This window comes from Kitasatospora sp. NPDC096204 (assembly GCF_044763205.1).
Taxonomy (GTDB): Bacteria; Actinomycetota; Actinomycetes; order Streptomycetales; family Streptomycetaceae; genus Kitasatospora.
Window position 1 is genome coordinate 40,138 of record NZ_JBIWFT010000009.1, and the last position, 20,457, is coordinate 60,594.

Sequence of the window (20,457 nt, forward strand, 5' to 3'; positions counted from 1 at the left end):
GATGCGATTCCGTGAAGGGGTGTTCACCCCTGGTTCACCACCGATTCCGCTCCCGCTCCCCGCCCGGCGGGACGCTCGTCACCCCCGGGTGGCTGCCCGGGCGCCCCGGGTCACCACCCGGACGAAGTAGCGGACGAGGGGGAGGCGTTCGGTATGCGACGCGCACTGGGGGTGGTTGCGGCCCTGGCGCTGCTGGGCGGGGTCGCCTTCGCGCTGGTCCCCCACGACGATCCGGAGAAGGACGTCAAGACGGTCACCGTCACCGGCCTGATCGGCTCGGAGAAGCGCGCCTTCTTCGAGAACGACGACGTCAAGGCCGAGTTGGCGAAGCAGGGCCTGGAGGTCCGGGCGGACTCGACCGGCTCCTGGACGATGAGCGACCAGGCGGACAAGACCCCTGGGCTCGACTTCGCCTTCCCGGCGAGCGCGGCACCGGCCCAGGAGATCCAGCGCATCTGGAAGTTGAAGGACTCCCCGCCGGTGCCGTTCTACTCGCCGCTGGTGATCGTGGCCCACGGGCCGGTGGCCGACGTCCTGAAGCAGAACAAGCTGGCCGACAAGGACTCCACCGGCGTCTGGACGTTCCGGATGGACGAGTACGTCAACGCACTACGGAGCAACCGCAGATGGGAGGACCTGGCGGGCGCCCGCGAGCACCCGGAGCTGTCCGGCCAGCTCTTCGTGACCACCACCGACCCGGAGAGCTCGTCCTCCGGGGCGATGTACCTCGCGCTGCTCTCGTACATCGCGAACAACCACCAGGTGGTGTCGGACGACGCCGGCGTCGCCGCCGTCAAGGACGTCCTGCACACCGCGAACGCGCTGCAGGGCATCCAGAAGAGCAGCAGCGACGAGCCGTTCCGGGACTTCGGCGCGGGGATCGGCAGCCCGCTGATCTTCGCGTACGAGTCGCAGGCCGCCGCCCTGTCGCTGCAGGGCAAGCCCACCGGCGACATGGTCGTGCTGTACCCGGACACCACGGTCTACTCGGACCACACCGTCGTGGCCCACACCGACAACGGCCGCAGGCTCGCCGACGTCCTCCAGAACGACGAGGTGCTGCGCGGCCTGGAGGCCAGGTTCGGCCTGCGGCCGCAGGCCAAGCCGGAGGCCTTCGCGAACCTGATGCGGGACAGGAAACCGACCTTCGCCCCCGATCTGAACGCCGCCAGGATCAAGCAGGCGACCCTGCCCTCGCTGGACAACCTGATCAAGCTGACCGCCGCGGCGAAGGGGACCAAGTGACCATCCCGAAGAAGCGGCGCGGCCGGCTCGTGGCCGCGCTGGCCGCCGTGCTCGTCGCGGCGACCGCCTGCACCTCCGGCGGCTCCGGCTCCGGGCCGGGCCCCGACCCCAGCGGCCCGCCCGCCGAGACGGCCCGCCCCGGAGTGCTGCGCGTCCTGGCGGGCAGTGAACTCCAGGACCTGGCACCGGTCCTGGAGGAGGCCCGCAAGGCCACCGGGGTGACCGTGCAGTTCTCCTGGACGGGCACCCTGGACGGCGCGGACACCGTCGCCTCGGGCCGGGCCGACGGCAAGTACGACGCCGTGTGGTTCCCGTCCGACCAGTACCTGCGGCTCGATCCGGCCGGCCGGTCCAAGGTGGTCTCCGAGATCCCGGTGATGGTCTCGCCCGTGGCGATCGGGGTGCGTTCCTCGACGCTCGGCGACCTCGGCTGGGGCGACGGCTCGAAGGTCACCTGGGCGCAGGTCGGGGACGCGGCCGCGGCCGGCAGGCTGGCGTACGGGATGGCCGACCCGTCCCGTTCCAACTCGGGCTTCTCCACGCTCGTCGCGGTGGCCTCGGCCTTCTCCGGCGCGGGCGCGGCGCTGACCGACGCGGACGTGCAGAAGGCCTCGCCGCAGCTGAAGCAGTTCTTCAAGGGCCAGAAGCTGACCTCCGGTTCCTCCGGCTGGCTGGCGCAGGCGTACACCCGGGCCGAGTCGGGCACGGTGGGCGCGCTGGTGAACTACGAGTCGGTGCTGCTGTCGCTGAACCGGACGCTGCCGCCGCAGCAGCAGCTGACCGTGGTGCGGCCGCTGGACGGCGTGGTGTCGGCGGACTACCCGCTCGGGCTGATGTCCTCGGCCGCGCCGGAGCAGCGCGACTCCTTCCAGCGGCTGACGGCGTACCTGCTCAAGGAGGACGTGCAGAAACGCATCTCCGAGACGACGCTGCGCCGCCCGGTGACGGCGGGCGTGACCCCGGCGGCCGGGCTGCCCTCGGACCGCCGCAAGGAGCTGCCGTTCCCGGGCACCAGGGCGGTCGCGGACGGCCTGCTGGCCGCGTACCAGAACGAGCTGCGCCGCCCGTCCAGGACGGTGTACGTGCTGGACACCTCGGGTTCGATGGAGGGCTCGCGGATCGCGGCGCTGAAGAGCGCACTGGGCCGGCTGACCGGGGCGGACGACACCCGCGGGGTGCGCCGCTTCCGGGACCGCGAGGAGATCACGCTGCTCTCCTTCGCCTCCGAGGTGAAGTGGACCAGGACCCACGTGGTGCCGGCCACCGGGAGCCAGCCGGGCCCGCAGGCGGAGTTGGCGTCGATCCAGGCGGACGTGCAGTCGCTGGAGGCCGCGGGCGGGACGGCGGTGTACTCCTCGCTGGAGGAGGCGTACCGGGTGATCGAGCGTCAGCAGGCGGCGGCCGGTGACGACCGGTTCACCTCGATCGTGCTGATGACGGACGGGGAGAGCAACGCCGGTGCGACGGACGGCGACTTCAAGCGCTTCCACGACGCGCTGCCGGCCGGGGAGAGGTCGATCCCGGTGTTCCCGATCAAGTTCGGGGAGGCGGCGGTGGGCCAGCTCCAGGGGATCGCGGACCTGAGCGGCGGCAAGCTGTTCGACGGGACGGGTTCGCTGGACGGGGCGTTCGAGGAGATCCGTGGCTACCAGTGACGGGTTCGGCCCCCGGGTGCTGCGCTACCTGGAGTCGGCCAGGAACCTGGTCGGCTGCGCGGGTGGCGCGGTCGGCCTGGGGCTGCACTTCGCTGGGCTGGGCGGGGCCTGGTGGCCGGGGGTCGTGGCGGGGCTGTACGGGGTGGGCGCGCTGCTGACGCCCGGCCCGGGGCCCCGCCCGGGCCCGGGGCCGGATCCCGGTGACCCCGAGCTGCCCGGAGCGCGGGTGCCGGGGCTCGAGGAGCCGCGGCCTCCGAGGCCCGAGCCGGAGCCCGAGCCGGCCCCCGCGCCCGATCCGGAGCTGGTGGCGCTGGCCGCCTATCTGGACACGGTGCCGCTGCCGCCCTCGGCCGGGGTGGACGGCCTGCTGGCGGCGCTGCGGGCGGCAGGCCCGGGGCCGGTGGCGGAGCGGATCGTCCGGCACCGGCTGCCGGTGGCGGTGGCCGGCTACCTGCGGGCGCGGACCTGGCAGCCCTGGGCGGGGCCGGGTGATCCGGATCCGGCGGTCCAGCTGGGCCGCGAGGTCGACCGGCTCACGGCCGAACTGTCCTGACCGACCGTCCGCCCCGGGATGGCGGCGGCCTCCCGCCCGCCCCGGGGCCGCGCCTTGGAAGCCGACGTTCGCCCTGCCCCGGGGACGCCCCTCAGAAGCCGACGTTCGCCCCCGGGAGCCCGACGTTCGCCCCCGCCCCGGGGTCGGTCTCCGGAAGTCCGCCCTCCGCCCTACCACCCGGTACCTCCCCCGTCCCGTCACGAACGAGTCGTTAAGATCTCACCTCCTGGACAGGTCCGGGGGCTATCCAGCGCCCCGGCCTGCACGGCACACTTCTACGCGCGTCCTTCTACGCGCGTCGACGCGTACACGCACACCTGCCAACGAACACCAGTTGACGGTCCATCCGCCGTCGGTCCCACTCGGGAGAGTCGTCCATGCCCCTGAACCGCCGTGACTTCGTCACCCGGTCCGCCGCCACCGCCGCCGGCGCCGCCCTGGCCGGCGGTGCCACCCTGGCCGCCGCCCCCTCCGCCGCGGCCGCCCAGCCGGACACGGCGGCCGCCAAGGGCCGGCCCCAGCCGCACAAGCAGGCCTTCACCGTCATGGGCACCACCGACCTGCACGGCCGGGTGCTCAACTGGGACTACTTCACCGACGCCGAGTACACCGACAAGGGCCACAACGCGGTCGGCCTCGCCAAGATCTCCACCCTGGCCAACCAGGTGCGCGAGGAGAAGGGCTGGGACCGCTGCCTGCTGATCGACTCCGGTGACACCATCCAGGGCACCCAGCTGTCCTACTACTACGCCCGGATCGAGTCGATCGACACCGAGGCGAACACCGTGCCGGACCACCCGATGGCCGTCGCCATGAACCTCATGGAGTACGACGCCGCCGCGCTCGGCAACCACGAGTTCAACTACGGCATCCCGCTCCTGAAGGCCTACCAGGACCAGCTGGAGTTCCCGCTGCTCGGCGCCAACGCGCTGAACGCCAAGAACGAGAAGCCGGCCTTCAAGCCGTACGTGATCAAGGAGCTGCGCCTGGGCGGCGGCCGTCCGGTGCGGGTCGGCATCCTCGGCCTCACCAACCCGGGCATCGCGATCTGGGACAAGGCCAACGTCAGCGGCAAGATGGTCTTCCCCGGCATCGTCGAGACCGCCGCCACCTGGGTGCCGAAGATGAAGGCCGCGGGCGCGGACGTCATCGTGGTCTCCGCGCACTCGGGCTGCGACGAGGCGACCACCTGGGGCGACCAGCTGCCCTGGGCCGAGAACGTCTCGGTGGCCCTGGCGGAGACCGTCCCCGACATCGACGCGGTGCTGGTGGGCCACGCCCACAAGGAGGTCGCGCAGCGCCTGGTCGTCAACAAGAAGACCGGCCGGACGGTCGTGCTCTCCGAGCCGCTCTGCTACGGCCAGCGGCTGACCTGCTTCGACTTCGAGGTCGAGTTCGCGGCCGGTGCCTGGAAGGTCACCTCGGTCTCCTCCCGGCTGCTGAACTCCAACACGGTGCCGGAGAACCCGGAGATCACCAACGCGATCGCCGAGCAGCACAAGAAGGTCGTCGCGTACGTCAACCAGAACATCGGCACCAGCAAGATCGCGCTCTCGATCGCCGAGGCGCCGTTCAAGGCCACCCCGATCATCGACCTGATCGGCCGGGTCCAGGCCGACGCCGTCAAGGCCGCGCTGGCGGGCGGGCAGTACGCCAACCTCCCGGTGCTCGCCCAGGCCGCCCCGTTCAACCGCACCGCCCTGATCCCGTCCGGTCAGGTCAAGCTGCGCGACGCCGCGGGCCTCTACATCTACGAGAACACCCTGGAGGCCCGCATCATGACGGGCGCCCAGCTCAAGGACTACCTCGAGTACTCGGTCAAGTACTACAACCAGCTCGCCCCGGGCGCCCCGGTCGACAAGGACAAGCTGACCGGCGCCGAGGCCACCCCGGACTACAACTACGACTCGCTCTACGGCCTGAGCTACGACATCGACATCGCCCAGCCGAAGGGCCGGCGGATCGTCAACCTGTCCTTCCAGGGCAAGCCGATCGACCCGGCCGCCGAGTTCGTCCTCGCCGTCAACAACTACCGCGCCAACGGCGGCGGCAACTTCCCGCACGTCGCCAAGGCCAAGGTGGTCTGGGCGAACTCCGACGAGATCCGCAACACCATGATCGCCTGGGTGAAGGCCAAGGGCACCATCGACCCCGCGGACTTCTTCACCGACTCCTGGCGCCTGGTCCGCGCCGGCCAGCCGGTCTTCTGACCCGCACGACCCACCGGAAGGCCGTCGCCCCGCAGGCGACGGCCTTCCGGCCCGTCCGGTGAAAGAATGGCGCCATGAGCGAGTTCCAGATCCCGGAGCGCCACGCGCGGCTGCTGGCCTACGCGCAGAGCCTCACGCCTCCGGCCGGTTGGAAGATCGAGATCTCCGGTGACGAGATCATCATGATGGCCGGTCCGTCGGTGATCCACCAACGCAACCTGCTGCTCGTACGCGAGCAGTTCGACGCCCACCGCCCCGCCGACACGATGCCCAGCGAGAACACCGACCTCGCTTCCCCGAACGTCGGCAAGCTGCGCAACCCCGACCTGACCTACATCCCTCTCTCGGCACTCGAGGAGGGCGGCAACCAGGTCCCCGCCGAACAGGCGGCCATCGCCGTGGAGATCGTCTCCCCGTCGAACCCGGAGAACGACCTGGTCGGCAAGGTTCGCGACTACCCGCTCATGGCCATCCCGCTCTACCTGGTGATCGATCCGCGCGAGGGCGATCTGACGCTCTACTCCGAGCCCTCCGGCAGCGGCTACCACCGCCAGTGGAACGGCAAGTTCGGCGACCCGGTCCCGATCCCGGCCCCCTTCGGCTTCACGCTCGCCACCGACGGCCTGCTCCGCTACCAGGTCTGAACGGTCATGCGTTCCGGGCCTCCTGGCGGCTGTCGCCAGGAGGCCCTGACCGTTCGGCGGCCCGTGGTCAGAACGGGAAGACCGCGCGCTCGTGCTGGACGGAGATCCACTTCACGGTGGTGAAGGCGTCCACCGTGGACTCGCCGTTGAGGCGGCCGACGCCGGAGTTCTTCTCGCCGCCGAAGGGCACGCCCGGCTCGTCGGCGATGGTGCCGCCGTTGACGTGGATCATGCCGGTCTCGATCCGCTGGGCGAGCCGCACGCCGCGCTCGACGTTCGCGGTGTGCACCGCGCCGCTGAGCCCGAACGGGGTGTCGTTGGCGAGCCGCACGGCCTCGTCCTCGCCGTCGAAGGGCACCAGCAGCACGACCGGGCCGAAGAGCTCGTTGCGCAGGATCGGAGCGTCCTGCGCCAGGCCGGTGAGCACGGTCGGCGACATCAGGCTGCCGACCGTGCCGCCGCGCAGCAGCGCGGTGGCGCCGGCCGCGACCGCCTGGTCGACCTGGGCGAGGAGGTTGTCGGCCTGGACGGGGTTGATCAGCGGGCCGATGTGGGTGGCCGGGTCCTTGGGGTCGCCGACGGTGAGCGAGGCGACCTTGGCGACGAACTTCTCGGTGAACTCGGCCTCGACGCTCCGGTCCACCAGCACCCGGTTGGCGGCCATGCAGACCTGCCCCTGGTGGACGAAGCGGCTGAACACGGCGGCGTCCACGGCGTGGTCCACGTCGGCGTCGTCCAGCACGATCAGCGCGCTGTTGCCGCCGAGCTCCAGGACCGTCCGCTTGAAGTGTGCGGCGGCGACGGTGGCGACGTGCCGGCCGACCTTGTCGGAGCCGGTGAAGGAGATCACCTTGGGCACCGGGTGCTCCAGGAAGCTGTCGCCGATCTCGGCGATGTCGGTGACCACCACGTTCAGCAGGCCGGGCGGCAGCCCCGCGTCCTCGAAGAGCTTGGCGATCAGCCCGCCGCCGACCACCGGGGTCTCCTGGTGCGGCTTGAGGACGACGCCGTTGCCGAGCGCGAGCGCCGGGGCGACGGCCTTGAGCGCCAGGAACAGCGGGAAGTTGAACGGGCTGATCACCCCGACGACGCCGACCGGCAGCCGGTAGAGCCGGTTCTCCCGGCCGTGGGCGGGCGAGGCCAGCAGCCGGCCCTCGGCGGCCACCGACAGGTGCAGGCACTCCCGCAGCACGTCCTTGACGAGCGACAGTTCGAAGCCCGCCTTCAGCGCGGTGCCGCCGAGTTCGAGCATGATCGCCTGGACGATCTCCGGCTCGCGCTCCTCCAGCAGCCGCAGCGCGCGCTCGAAGACCAGCCGCCGCTGGTACGGGTTGGCGGCGGCCCACGCCTTCTGGGCGCGCTCGGCGGCGCGGTAGGCCCGGTCGACCTCGGCGACGGTGGCGACGGTGATGGTGGCGAGCTTGTCACCGGTGTAGGGGTCGACGTCGACGATGTCCCAGGAGCCGCTGCCGCTGCGCCACTCGCCATCGATGTACTGCAGCGCCAACTCGGAGAAGTACGACATCTGTTCCCTCTCATGCACCGACCTGATGGGAAATCATCGTACTGACGGATCAGAGCTCTTGGCGCACCGCGTGCAGCAGGTCGCGGGTCCGCTCCGGGCTCAGGCTGTCGGCGAGCAGGTCGTCCATGGCCTTGCGGTACTCGGCGACCTCGGCGGGCTTGTCGAGGTAGAGCGCGGTGGTGAACTGCTCCAGGTACACCACGTCCGCCAACTCGGCCTCGGAGAAGCCGAGGACGGTGAAGGCGCCGCTCTCCGCGCTGAGCCCGGCGTTGCCCAGCGGCAGCACCTGGATCCGGACGTTGGGCAGTTCGCCGGCCTCCAGCAGCCGGTCCAGCTGGCCGCGCATCAGCTCCGGTCCGCCCCAGGGGCGGCGCAGCGCGGCCTCGTCCAGGACGGCGACCAGGTGCGGTGCCCGCTCGCCGGTCAGTACCGCCTGCCGCTGGAGCCGTACGTCGACCCGGCGCTCGATCTCCTCCGGCCCGGTGGCGTGGCAGCCGGCGGTGACCACGGCGCGGGCGTAGTCGGCGGTCTGGAGCAGCCCGTGGACGAACTGGACCTCGTAGCTGCGGATCTCGGCCGCGGCTTCCTCCAGGCCGAGGTAGTTCTGGAACCAGCCGGGGAGCACGTCTCCGTACTCGTGCCACCAGGAGCTGGCGTTGGCGTCGCGCAGCAGGCCGAGGACGGTGGCGCGTTCCTGTTCGGCCTCGACTCCGTAGAGGGTCAGCAGGTCGGCGACGTCCCGTTCCTTGAAGCCGACCCGGCCGAGTTCCATCCGGCTGATCTTGGATTCGGAGGCCCGGATCGAGTATCCGGCTTCCTCCCTGCTGACGCCTCTGGCCTCGCGGAGCTTGCGCAGCTGGGTGCCGAGCTGCAGACGCCGTACAGTGGCGCCCCCGCCTGCCTGAGTCGTGCCCATCGAAGTCGTCCTCCGCACTCGCCCAGCCCCCCGGCCGTCGGCCGCAGTCTGCCACCTGGCACCGACGAACAACAGCCCGCTGCCTTGCGAACCGTGGGGGTTGCGGTCGGCTCCGGCCGGGATCCGGGAGACGGGCCCGGGGTGTCCTCGGGGTTGTCGCGGCCGCGGGGTCCGGGCCCCGGGAAACGCGACGGCGCCCGCCCTCCAACTGGTCGGGGAAGAGGGCAGGCGCCAGGAGACCGCGTTGGCCCGGCGACGCTGGCGGGGGCAGCGGGTTGAGCTCCCGGCGATGCGGCGCCGGGGGTTCGGTGGGGGCCGGTCGGAGACCGTCCGCCTGTCAGACCACCAGGGGGCGGTCGGTGGGCCGGATCGGGGCGGGAAGCGGGGTCTTGCCGCCCAGGTACCCGTCCACCGCGGCTGCGGCCGAACGGCCTTCCGCGATGGCCCAGACGATCAGCGACTGGCCACGGCCGGCGTCTCCGCAGACGTACACGCCATCGACATTGGTGGCGAACCGGCCATCACGGGCAATGTTACCGCGCGCGTCGAGGTCCGCTCCCAGCTGCTCGACCAGCCCGTTGCGCACGTCCGTCCCGGTGAAGCCCATGGCCAGGGTGACGAGCTGCGCGGGGATGGCCCGCTCGGTGCCGGGCACCGGCTCGAACCGGCCGTCCCTGAACTCCACCTCGACGAGGTGCAGTTCCTGGACGTTGCCGTCCTCGTCGCCGGTGAAGCGGGTGGTGTTGACGGAGTAGACCCGCTCGCCGCCCTCCTCGTGGGCGGAGGTGACCTTGTACGTCATCGGCATGGTCGGCCACGGCTGGTGCCCGGGCCGGTCCTCGCCGGGTCGGGGCATGATCTCCAGCTGGGTGACGGAGGCCGCCCCCTGCCGGTGCGCGGTGCCGACGCAGTCCGCGCCGGTGTCGCCGCCGCCGATCACGACGACGTGCTTGCCCTTGGCGCTGATCGGCGACTCCACGAAGTCGCCCTCCTGCACCTTGTTGGCCAGCGGCAGGTACTCCATGGCCTGGTGGACGCCCTTGAGCTCGCGTCCGGGCACCGGCAGGTCGCGGGCGGTGGTGGCGCCGGCCGCGAGGACCACGGCGTCGAAGCGCTCGCGCAGCTGCTGTCCGGTGATGTCCTCGCCGACGTGGACGCCGGTGCGGAACCGGGTGCCCTCGGCCCGCATCTGCTCGATGCGGCGGTTGATGTGGCGCTTCTCCATCTTGAACTCGGGGATGCCGTAGCGCAGCAGTCCGCCGATCCGGTCGGCGCGCTCGTACACGACGACGGTGTGCCCGGCCCGGGTGAGCTGCTGGGCGGCGGCGAGGCCGGCCGGTCCCGAGCCCACGACGGCGACGGTCTTGCCGGAGAGCCGCTCGGGCACCTGCGGGGTGACCCCGCCGCGGTCCCAGGCCTTGTCGATGATGGTGACCTCGACGTTCTTGATGGTCACCGCGTCCTGGTTGATGCCGAGGACGCACGCGGACTCGCACGGGGCCGGGCAGAGGCGGCCGGTGAACTCCGGGAAGTTGTTGGTGGCGTGGAGCCGCTCGATGGCGCCGACGAAGTCGTCCCGGTAGGCGAGGTCGTTCCACTCGGGGATGAGGTTGCCGAGCGGGCAGCCGTTGTGGCAGAAGGGGATGCCGCAGTCCATGCAGCGGCCGGCCTGCTTGGTGATGATCGGCAGGAGGCTGCGTTCGACGTAGACCTCGTTCCAGTCCTTGATCCGGACGTCGACCGGGCGGCGCTCCGCCAGCTGCTTGGGCGTGGTCAGGAAGCCCTTGGGGTCAGCCATTAGCCGCCTCCATCATCTTCGCGGTGGTCTCGGCCTCGGAGAGGCCGTCGCGCTCAGCGGCGTCCTTGGCGGCGAGCACTGCCTTGTAGTCGGTCGGCATGATCTTGGAGAAGCGGGAGACCCCGCTGCCCCAGTCCGCCAGGAGCTCGGCGGCGACGGTGGAGCCGGTCTCCTCGTAGTGCTGCTGCACGGTCTCGCGCAGCCAGTCGCGGTCGGCGGCGGTGGGGGCCTCGATGCCCACCATGCCGTCGTTGACGTTGGCGGGGCGCAGGTCCAGGACGTACGCGATGCCGCCGGACATGCCCGCCGCGAGGTTGCGTCCGGTCTCGCCGAGGACGACGACCCGGCCGCCGGTCATGTACTCCAGGCCGTGGTCGCCCACGCCCTCGACGACGAGGGTGGCCCCGGAGTTGCGGACGGCGAAGCGTTCGCCGGCCTTGCCGCGCAGGTGGACGCGGCCGGAGGTGGCGCCGTAGCCGATGGTGTTGCCGGCGATGACGTGGTTCTGCGCGTCGTTGCCGATGGCGGCCGCCTCGCGGGCCGGGCGGACGACGACGACGCCGCCGGAGAGGCCCTTGCCGACGTAGTCGTTGGCGTCGCCCTCCAGTCGAAGGGTCACGCCGCGCGGCAGGAACGCGCCGAAGGACTGCCCGGCGGAGCCGGTGAAGGTGACGTCGATGGTCCCCTCGGGCAGGCCCTCACCGCGGTACCGCTTGGTGACCTCGTGGCCGAGCATGGTGCCGACCGTGCGGTTGACGTTGCGGATCGGCAGCTCGATGCGGACGGTCTCGCCGCGCTCCAGGGCGTCCTGGGCGAGCTCGATGAGCTGGTTGTCCAGGGCCTTGTCGAGCGCGTGGTCCTGGGCGGTGGTGCGGTGGCGGGCGGCCCCTTCGGGCAGGTCCGGCACGTGGAACAGCGGGGCGAGGTCGAGCCCGGCGGCCTTCCAGTGGTCGATCGCGGCGCGGGCGTCGATGTGCTCGGCGTGGCCGACGGCCTCCTCGATCGAGCGCAGGCCCAGCGAGGCCAGGATCTCCCGGACCTCCTCGGCGATGAACTCGAAGAAGTTGACGACGAACTCGGGCTTGCCGGAGAACCGTTCGCGCAGCACCGGGTTCTGGGTGGCGACGCCGACCGGGCAGGTGTCCAGGTGGCAGACGCGCATCATGATGCAGCCGGAGACGACCAGCGGGGCGGTCGCGAAGCCGAACTCCTCGGCGCCGAGCAGCGCGGCGATCACCACGTCGCGGCCGGTCTTCAGCTGGCCGTCGGTCTGGACGACGATGCGGTCGCGCAGGCCGTTGAGCAGCAGGGTCTGCTGGGTCTCGGCGAGTCCGAGTTCCCAGGGGCCGCCGGCGTGCTTGAGCGAGGTGAGCGGCGAGGCGCCGGTGCCGCCGTCGTGTCCGGAGACCAGGACCACGTCGGCGTGGGCCTTGGAGACGCCCGCCGCGACCGTGCCGACGCCGACTTCGGAGACCAGCTTCACGTGGATGCGGGCCGCCGGGTTGGCGTTCTTGAGGTCGTGGATCAGCTGGGCGAGGTCCTCGATCGAGTAGATGTCGTGGTGCGGGGGCGGGGAGATCAGGCCGACGCCGGGGGTGGAGTGCCTGGTCCTGGCGACCCACGGGTAGACCTTGTGGCCGGGCAGCTGGCCGCCCTCGCCGGGCTTGGCGCCCTGGGCCATCTTGATCTGGATGTCGTCGGCGTTGACCAGGTACTCGGAGGTGACGCCGAAGCGGCCGGAGGCGACCTGCTTGATCGCGGAGCGGCGCTCCGGGTCGTACAGGCGGTCCGGGTCCTCGCCGCCCTCGCCGGTGTTGGACTTGCCGCCGAGGCGGTTCATCGCGATGGCCAGGGTCTCGTGGGCCTCGCGCGAGATCGAGCCGTAGGACATGGCGCCGGTGGAGAAGCGCTTGACGATCTCGGAGACGGGCTCGACCTCCTCGACCGGGATCGGCTCCCGGTCGAGGCCGTCCAGCCGGAACAGGCCGCGCAGGGTCATCAGCCGCTCGGACTGCTCGTTCACCCGGTCCGTGTACTGCTTGAAGATGTCGTACCGGCGGTTGCGGGTGGCGTGCTGGAGGCGGAAGACGGTGTCCGGGTCGAACAGGTGCGGCTCGCCCTCGCGGCGCCACTGGTACTCGCCGCCGATCTCCAGGGCGCGGTGCGCGGCCGGGATGCCGGAGGCCGGGTACGCCTTGGCGTGGCGGGCGGCGGTCTCGCGGGCGATCTCCTCCAGGCCGATGCCGCCGAGCTTGGTGGTGGTGCCGGCGAAGTAGCCGTCGACGAGGTCCTGGGCGAGGCCGATGGCCTCGAAGACCTGGGCGCCGCGGTAGGAGGCGACGGTCGAGATGCCCATCTTGGACATGACCTTGAGGACGCCCTTGCCGAGTGCCTTGATCAGGTTCCTGATGGCCTTCTCGGCCTCGAGGCCCTGGATGAAGACGCCCTGGGCGACGAGGTCCTCGACCGTCTCCATCGCCAGGTACGGGTTGACCGCCCCGGCGCCGTAGCCGATCAGCAGGGCGACGTGGTGCACCTCGCGGACGTCGCCGGCCTCGACCAGCAGGGACACCTGGGTGCGCTGCTTGGTGCGGATCAGGTGGTGGTGGACGGCCGAGGTGAGCAGCAGCGAGGGGATCGGGGCGTGCTCGGCGTCGGAGTGCCGGTCGGAGAGCACGATGATCCGGGCGCCGTCGGCGATCGCCGCGTCGGCCTCGGCGGCGATCTCGGCGAGGCGGGCGGCGAGGCCCTCGCCGCCGGAGGCGACCTTGTAGAGGCCGGAGAGCGTGACGGCCTTGAGGCCGGGCTGGTCGCCGTCGGCGTTGATGTGGACGAGCTTGGCCAGTTCGTCGTTGTCGATCACCGGAAAGGTGATGCCGACCGAGCGGCAGGACGCGGCCTCGGCGGTCAGCAGGTTGCCCTCGGGGCCGAGGTTGGAGAGCAGCGAGGTGACGAGTTCCTCGCGGATGGCGTCCAGCGGCGGGTTGGTGACCTGCGCGAAGAGCTGCACGAAGTAGTCGAACAGCAGACGGGGCTTCTCGCTCAGCGCGGCGATGGGCGAGTCGGTGCCCATCGAGCCGAGCGCCTCGGCGCCGGTGCGCGCCATCGGGGCGAGGATGACGCGCAGTTCCTCCTCGGTGTAGCCGAAGGTCTGCTGGCGGCGGGTGACGGAGGCGTGGGTGTGGGCGATGTGCTCGCGCTCGGGGAGCTTGGCGAGCTGGATCTGTCCGCCTTCGACCCACTCCTCGTAGGGGTGCTCGGCGGCGAGGGCGGACTTGATCTCGTCGTCCTCGACGATGCGGCCCTCGGTGGTGTCCACCAGGAACATCCGGCCGGGCTGGAGGCGGCCCTTCTTGGTGACCTTCTCCTGGTCGATGTCGAGCACGCCGACCTCGGAGGAGAGGACGACCAGGCCGTCCTCGGTGATCCAGTACCGGGCGGGGCGCAGGCCGTTGCGGTCGAGCACGGCGCCGATCCGGGTGCCGTCGGTGAAGGTGACGCAGGCCGGGCCGTCCCAGGGCTCCATCAGGTTGGAGTGGTACTGGTAGAAGGCGCGGCGGTCGGGGCTCATGGTGGCGTGGTTCTCCCACGCCTCCGGGATCATCATCAGCACCGCGTGCGGCAGGGAGCGGCCGCCGAGGTGGAGCAGTTCCAGGACCTCGTCGAAGGAGGCGGAGTCGGAGTGCTCGGGGGTGCAGATCGGGAAGATCCGCTCGAGACCCCGCCCGTTCCTGTCGGCCGGGATGAGGTCGGTGGCGAGCTGCGACTCGCGGGCCCGCATCCAGTTGCGGTTGCCCTTGACGGTGTTGATCTCGCCGTTGTGCGCGACGAAGCGGTACGGGTGGGCGAGCGGCCAGCTCGGGAAGGTGTTGGTGGAGAACCGGGAGTGCACCAGGCCGATCGCGGAGGCGTAGGTGCGGTCCGACAGGTCGGGGAAGAAGGGCTCGAGCTGGCCGGTGGTCAGCATGCCCTTGTAGACGATGGTGCGCGCGGACAGCGACGGGAAGTACAGCCCTGCTTCGCGCTCGGCGCGCTTGCGGACCACGAAGGCGATCCGGTCCAGCTCGATGCCGGCCAGGCCGTCCTTCGCCAGGAAGAGCTGCCGGAAGCGCGGCATCACGCCGCGTGCGGTGGCGCCGAGCAGGTCCGGGGTGACGGGGACGTCGCGCCAGCCGAGGACGGTCAGGTCCTCCTCGGCCGCGATGGCCTCGACGTGCGCGGCGGCGGCGTCGGCGGCGGCGTCCTCGTCCGGCAGGAAGGCGATGCCGACGGCGTAGGCGCCGGCGGCCGGGAGGTCAAAGTCGACCTTCCCGCGCAGGAAGGCGTCCGGGACCTGGGTCAGGATGCCCGCACCGTCGCCGGAGTCGGGCTCGGCGCCGGTGGCGCCGCGGTGCTCCAGGTTGCGCAGGACGTTCAGCGCCTGCTCGACGATGGTGTGGTCGGCGATGCCGGTCAGCGTGGCGACGAAACCGACGCCACAGGCGTCGTGCTCGTTCCGCGGGTCGTACAGGCCCTGAGCAGCAGGTCGCGCATCCGGCACGAGCGCGTAGGGCCGGCGGGCGGTGCCGGCCTGGAGCTCGTTGGCGGAGTGCATGGATGCAGACAGCATCGGCTCTCCCGTCGTCGTCTTTCGGCAAGTTGGTGCAAGTAGGGACGACGTTGGCCCTGATGCGATGGTGTGCGGTGTCGTGCAAGTTACATGATGCCCGTGATCCCGAGAAGCGGAAATATCCCGTCCAGATGGCGGGACGACGCGCAGGTCAGGGGGGTGCGAGAGGACGCGCCACAGTGCACGTCCCGACGATTGTGCCCAACCGTCCACGGCCTGAAACAGTGGCGAAACCGGCTGGTCACGGAAGCCGATCATGGGTGCCTGGGATTCCATTCCGGGAGCCCGTCCGCGGATGCGAATCCGCGGCTCGGGGGCCCGAATGATGAGACACTGCCAGGCGCCGCCCGGCGCTCATGTGTGAAACGTCACGCACTCGTCAGCATAGTCATGCACTGCCGCGCTCAGCCCACGTGGCCGCCGATCAGCCACCCGAGCAGGTAGGTCACCCCGGCGGCCGCGCCGCCCAGCACCAGCTGCCGCAGCCCGCTGAACCACCAGCTGCGGGCCGTCACCCGGGCCACCACCACGCCGCACAGGAACAGTCCGGCCCCCGCCAGCAGCAGGGCGGGCAGCAGCGCGGTCGCCCCCAGCAGGTACGGCAGCAGCGGCAGCAGCGCGCCGAGCGCGAAGCACAGGAACGACGAGCCGGCCGCCACCAGCGGCGAGGGCAGGTCGGTCGGGTCGACGCCCAGCTCCTCGCGGGCGTGCACCTCCAGGGCCAGCTCCGGGTCCGCGGACAGCTGCCGGGCCACCTCGTGGGCCAGTTCCGGGTCCACCCCGCGCGAGACGTACAGCTGGGCCAGCTCGGCCAGCTCGCCGTGCGGGTTGCGGCTCAGCTCCAGCCGCTCGACCTCGATCTCGGCCTGCACCAGCTCCCGCTGCGAGGCCACCGAGGTGTACTCCCCCGCCGCCATCGAGCAGGCGCCGGCCGCCAGGCCCGCCAGTCCGGTGAGGATCACCGTCCCGTTGGACGCCGCACCGCCGACCACGCCGGTCATCAGCGCGAAGTTGGACACCAGTCCGTCCACCGCGCCGAACACGGCCGGCCGCAGCCAGCCGCCGTTGACATCCCGGTGGTGGTCGGCCGCGGGTATCCGCGGCTGGTGTCCGGCGTCGGCCTCCACAGCGGTCGCACTCATCGTCTCTTCCCCTCCGTCGTCGTTCCTCGGCCCTGACCGTAGCCCGCCTGACCTGGGCATTTCCAGCAAAGTAAGGCTGTCCGAACACCACTGAGGCCACCCTTCGCGGCGTTCGCGAAGGGTGGCCTCAGTCGGGGGGAAACCCCTGGTCAGATCGGGTTCTTGGCGTCCTTGCCGGCCGTCCCGGCGGCCGGTTCACCGTCCACGGGCCCGGCCGGCTCGCGCAGCAACGGCTTTCCGTCGGCCTTCTCCACGGCCTTGTCCGCGGTCTTCCCGTCGACCTTCCCCTCGGCCTTCTCCCCGGCGCTCTTCCCGCCCTGGTCGCCGGGTTCGGCGTCCTCCGCCAGGTGCGCGGCCGGGTCGATGCTCGCCGGGTCCTCCCGCCCGGGCCGCGTCCGGCCCACGATCACGAAGTACGCCACCGCGCCCGCGAACACCGCGATGGACACCCAGTCGTTCAGCCGCAGGCCGAAGTAGACGTGGGCGTCGTCGATCCGCAGCCACTCGATCCAGAACCGGCCCACCGTGTACGCGGCCACGTACAGCGCGAACACCCGGCCGTGGCCCAGCGTGAAGCGGCGGTCCGCCCAGATCACCAGCAGCGCGACACCGACGCACCACAGCGACTCGTACAGGAAGGTCGGGTGGTAGACGCCCTTCACGACCTCGCCGTTCGCCAGCGTCTTGTCGATCTCCAGGCCCCACGGCAGGGTCGTCGACCGGCCGTACAGCTCCTGGTTGAAGTAGTTGCCCCAGCGGCCCAGCGCCTGCGCGAGCGCGATGCCCGGCGCGATGGCGTCGGCGTACGCGGGCAGCGGCACGCCGCGGCGACGGGCACCGATCCAGGCGCCGACCGCGCCCAGCGCGACCGCGCCCCAGATGCCGAGGCCACCTTCCCAGATCTTGAGGGCGTCCCAGGGGTTCTTCCCCTCGGCGAAGTACAGTCGGCCACCGTCGGTGATCACGTGGTAGAGGCGGCCGCCGACCAGGCCGAACGGCACGGCCCACACGGCGATGTCGCCGACGGTGTGCTTGGCACCGCCCCGGGCGACCCAGCGCTTGCTGCCGAGCCAGACGGCGACGACGACACCGAGGATGATGCAGAAGGCGTAGGCGCGCAGCGGGATCGGTCCGAGGTACAGGACGCCCCGCGACGGGCTGGGAATGTAGGCGATATCCATGGCAGTTCCGACGCTACAGGGTCCGGCCGCCCGCTCGGACACCCCTGGGGTCACAGAAACCGAACAACGGACGGCGCCGCCCCCTCCGGACGGGGAGGGGGCGGCACGGTGGAACGGGCTCAGCCGGCCGTCGGCGACGGGTTGTTGGCCTCCGAAGCGACGCTGGTCGGCGCCGGGCTCTGCCCGTGCGAACCCGCCGTGCCCAGCTGCTTGCCCTGGTTCGCGGCGTCCACCCACTTCGCCAGGTTGGCGGGGGTGATCTCCTCGCTGCCGTTCTTCGGGTAGATCGGCTGGCCGTTGAGCAGCACCGTCGGGGTGGACTTGAAGCTGGACTTGTCGAAGTCCTGCTGCACCGCGGCCACCCACCCGCCGAACTTGTTGTCGTTGACGCAGGCCTGGAACTCGGGCGTGTCCAGGCCGTTGACCTGCTTGGCGAGGCCGAGCAGCACGTTCTTGTCGCCGAAGGCGTCGTTGGTCTCGTCCGGCTGGTTGCGGTACAGCACGTCGTGGAAGTCCCGGAAGTGCCCGGCGTCCTGGGCGCAGCCGAGCGCGTTGGCGGCGGTCTTGGAGCCCTTGCCGCCCACGGCCCGGTCGATGAACGACACGATGTGGTAGTTGGTGTAGATCTTCCCGGCGTCCTCCATCTGGTCGATGGTGGACGAGAACTCGCGCTCGAAGGTGCCGCAGGCGGGGCAGCGCGGGTCCTCGTAGACCGTGAGGACGGAGGGCGCGTCGGCGGCGCCGACGGGGACGACCAGGTTCTTGTCGCCGATCGTCCCGGCCGGGGCGGCGGCGGGCGTCTCCGGCTTGGAGCGCTGGTTCTGCACCACGACGCCGGTGATCACCGCGGCGGCGATCACCGCGAGCACGGAGCCGCCGACGATCAGCTTCTTCCTGCGCTTGGAGGTGGCCTCGTCGGCCGCCCGCTGCTCCAGCATCCGCTCGCGGGCGGTGCGCTTGCCTTCTTGGTTCTTCTCGCTCATTGCGTTGACGTCCACGGTCGGGGGCCTTCGTCGGGGTGCGGGGTGTGGGGGCGGGGTCGTGGGGGCGGGTGGGGTCAGCTCGCCAGCCAGCCGTCCACCGACAGCCGGGTGCGGGGCCGCCAGAGCAGCCATCCGGCCATCAGCAGGAACCCGGTGTCGCGCAGGATCTCCTGGAGGTACTTCGTCTGGGACTCGTCGACGTGGCCGCCGCCGCCGAAGCAGCCGCAGTCGATCGAGATGCCGCGCGCCCAGGCGGAGGCGATCCCGGCGATGAAGACCAGCAGCAGCACGGCGGAGATCCCGGCCACCAATCGGACACCGAGGCCCACCAGCAGCAGCACGGCCAGCGCCAGCTCCAGGAACGGCAGGGCGTAGCCGATCGGCTTGACCAGCCCTTCGGGGAGGATCTCGTAGGCGCGGACGGCCTGCGCGGCCTCCGCCGGATCGGAGACCTTCGCCAGCCCGGCCCACCCCCAGACCACCGCGAGCCCGATCCGGACGACCGTGCCGAGCCACTCGCTCCAGGCCGGCACGGGCCGGCGCGCCGTCGGCGTGGGCGCGGAGCCCTCGGGCTGCGCGGTCATCAGGGAAACCCCCTCGGGAAGCTCGTTCACTCCCTGATGAACCGTGAGGGATGAAGAGTGGTTCCTCCGCATTCAGGAATTAAGCCGGATGAGTGACGCTCTGTCCGGATGTGACGAACATCCGTGCGTCAGCGGCACCCCGCCGGCCACCCCGCCTCGAACAGGTCGGGGTGCCGGGCCGCCTCCGCGCACGCCACCGCCTCCCGCTCCGCCCGCTCGGCCCCCCGTCTGGCCAGCGCGTGCCCCACCTGGACGTGCACCCCGACGGCGCCGCCGAGCACCAACACGGCCGTCGCCGCCCGCAGCAGGACGGCCCGCTGGAGACTCCGCACCGGCTCACCCCTTCCGCTCGACCGCGAAACCGTTCGTGCACTCGTCCCTCCTCTCAACGTCCGTCAACCCCGGCTGATGCGTGTCCCCACCCCTTGTTCACCCGTTCGGGTCCGCGAGCCCGGCCGGGAGCGCGGAGCGGAGCCGCGCGCCCGTGCCCGCGCCCCGCAGCGGACCGGCGAGGCCGGATGGAACGCCGACGGCCCCCCACTCCCGGTGGAGTGGGGGGCCGTCGGCCGGATGTCCCTACCGCGCGTCAGTGCCTGCGCACGCCCTCGGCCAGTTCCCCGGCCAGGGCCCGCACCGCGTCCAGCGCGGCGGTCTCGTCCTCGCCGGCGGCCAGGATCCGCTTGACGAACGCCGACCCGACGATCACCCCGTCCGCGAACCGGGCGACCTCCGCCGCCTGCACCGCGTCCGAGACCCCGAGCCCGACGCAGACCGGCAGGTCCGTCGTCGCCCTGGTCCGGGCGACCAGGTCCTCGGCCATCGACCCGACGGCGGACCGCGTCCCGGTCACGCCCATCACCGCGGCCGCGTACACGAAGCCGCTGCCGGCCGCCGTGACCTCCGCCAGCCGGGCGTCCTTGCTGCTGGGGGCGACCACGAACACGGTGTCGAGACCGTGCTCGTCCGCCGCCTTGCGCCACTCCTCGGACTCCTCCACCGGCAGGTCCGGCAGGATGCACCCGGCACCGCCCGCGGCCGCCAGGTCGGCCGCGAAGCGTGCCACGCCGTAGCGGTCGACCGGGTTCCAGTACGTCATCACGAGCACCGCGGCCTCGGGGTGCGCCGCGGCGACCTCCCGGACGGTCCGCAGCACGTCCTTGATCCGCACGCCGCCGCGCAGGGCGATGTCGTCGGCGGTCTGGATGACCGCGCCGTCCAGCACCGGGTCGGAGTGCGGCAGCCCGACCTCGACCACGTCGCAGCCGCCCTCGATGAGCGCGTTGATCGCCCGGATGCCGCCGTCCACGGTCGGGAACCCGGCCGGCAGGTACCCGATCAGCGCGGCCCGGTCCTCGGCCTTGGCGGCCGCCAGCCGGCCGCTCAGCTTGCCGGTGCTCAGCTTGGAAGTCATG

The 20,457-nt window shown here is 71.6% G+C and carries 15 protein-coding genes; 5 read left to right on the forward strand and 10 right to left on the reverse strand.

Annotated features, from left to right (window positions below):
- The first annotated feature begins 153 nt into the window (after positions 1-153).
- From ACIQ87_RS12030 to ACIQ87_RS12050, 5 genes are all read left to right on the forward strand, one after another.
- Positions 154-1,245: a hypothetical protein gene (locus tag ACIQ87_RS12030; RefSeq protein ID WP_402405210.1), complete on the forward strand. Its 1,092-nt coding sequence runs from the start codon at positions 154-156 to the stop codon at positions 1,243-1,245.
- Entirely contained in the window at positions 1,242-2,900 is a 1,659-nt protein-coding gene (locus ACIQ87_RS12035; RefSeq protein WP_402405212.1) for a VWA domain-containing protein, read from the forward strand. The genes ACIQ87_RS12030 and ACIQ87_RS12035 overlap by 4 nt, the downstream gene beginning before the upstream one ends.
- The gene (locus ACIQ87_RS12040; protein ID WP_402405214.1) at positions 2,887-3,453 is read left to right on the forward strand and encodes a hypothetical protein; all 567 of its coding nucleotides are present in this window, start codon (positions 2,887-2,889) and stop codon (positions 3,451-3,453) included. The genes ACIQ87_RS12035 and ACIQ87_RS12040 overlap by 14 nt, the downstream gene beginning before the upstream one ends.
- A gap of 377 nt (positions 3,454-3,830) precedes the next feature.
- On the forward strand, positions 3,831-5,663 hold the full coding sequence (locus tag ACIQ87_RS12045) for a bifunctional metallophosphatase/5'-nucleotidase (protein WP_402405216.1): 1,833 nt from the start codon (positions 3,831-3,833) through the stop codon (positions 5,661-5,663).
- A 74-nt stretch (positions 5,664-5,737) separates the two neighbouring features.
- Entirely contained in the window at positions 5,738-6,307 is a 570-nt protein-coding gene (locus tag ACIQ87_RS12050; RefSeq protein ID WP_402405217.1) for a Uma2 family endonuclease, read from the forward strand.
- Between the two features lie 67 nt (positions 6,308-6,374).
- Here ACIQ87_RS12050 and ACIQ87_RS12055 read toward each other — a convergent pair whose 3' ends face one another.
- The 10 genes from ACIQ87_RS12055 to trpA all read right to left on the reverse strand — a co-directional run bounded on the left by ACIQ87_RS12055 (position 6,375) and on the right by trpA (position 20,456).
- Positions 6,375-7,832, reverse strand: a complete 1,458-nt coding sequence (locus ACIQ87_RS12055; RefSeq protein WP_402405469.1) for an aldehyde dehydrogenase family protein — start codon at positions 7,830-7,832, stop codon at positions 6,375-6,377.
- 49 nt (positions 7,833-7,881) lie between these two features.
- Positions 7,882-8,748 carry a helix-turn-helix domain-containing protein gene (locus ACIQ87_RS12060; RefSeq protein ID WP_402405219.1) on the reverse strand — a complete coding sequence of 289 codons (867 nt, stop codon included), beginning with the start codon at positions 8,746-8,748 and terminating at the stop codon, positions 7,882-7,884.
- Positions 8,749-9,085: 337 nt separating this feature from the next.
- A complete protein-coding gene (locus ACIQ87_RS12065) occupies positions 9,086-10,546 on the reverse strand; it encodes a glutamate synthase subunit beta (RefSeq protein ID WP_402405220.1) in 1,461 nt (486 codons plus the stop codon).
- On the reverse strand, positions 10,539-15,140 hold the full coding sequence (gene gltB / locus ACIQ87_RS12070; RefSeq protein WP_402405471.1) for a glutamate synthase large subunit: 4,602 nt from the start codon (positions 15,138-15,140) through the stop codon (positions 10,539-10,541). Before gltB ends, ACIQ87_RS12065 begins: the two co-directional genes overlap by 8 nt.
- Before the next feature lie 419 nt (positions 15,141-15,559).
- Positions 15,560-16,297, reverse strand: coding sequence for a VIT1/CCC1 transporter family protein (locus ACIQ87_RS12075; RefSeq protein ID WP_402405222.1), 738 nt, complete (start codon positions 16,295-16,297; stop codon positions 15,560-15,562).
- Positions 16,298-16,446: 149 nt separating this feature from the next.
- Positions 16,447-17,478, reverse strand: a complete 1,032-nt coding sequence (gene lgt / locus ACIQ87_RS12080; RefSeq protein WP_402405224.1) for a prolipoprotein diacylglyceryl transferase — start codon at positions 17,476-17,478, stop codon at positions 16,447-16,449.
- Between the two features lie 119 nt (positions 17,479-17,597).
- A complete protein-coding gene (locus tag ACIQ87_RS12085) occupies positions 17,598-18,461 on the reverse strand; it encodes a DsbA family protein (protein ID WP_402405225.1) in 864 nt (287 codons plus the stop codon).
- Between the two features lie 74 nt (positions 18,462-18,535).
- Positions 18,536-19,045, reverse strand: a complete 510-nt coding sequence (locus ACIQ87_RS12090; RefSeq protein ID WP_402405227.1) for a MauE/DoxX family redox-associated membrane protein — start codon at positions 19,043-19,045, stop codon at positions 18,536-18,538.
- Positions 19,046-19,173: 128 nt separating this feature from the next.
- Positions 19,174-19,377: a hypothetical protein gene (locus ACIQ87_RS12095; protein ID WP_402405229.1), complete on the reverse strand. Its 204-nt coding sequence runs from the start codon at positions 19,375-19,377 to the stop codon at positions 19,174-19,176.
- 254 nt (positions 19,378-19,631) lie between these two features.
- Positions 19,632-20,456, reverse strand: coding sequence for a tryptophan synthase subunit alpha (gene trpA / locus ACIQ87_RS12100; protein ID WP_402405230.1), 825 nt, complete (start codon positions 20,454-20,456; stop codon positions 19,632-19,634).
- Position 20,457 lies beyond the last annotated feature (1 nt).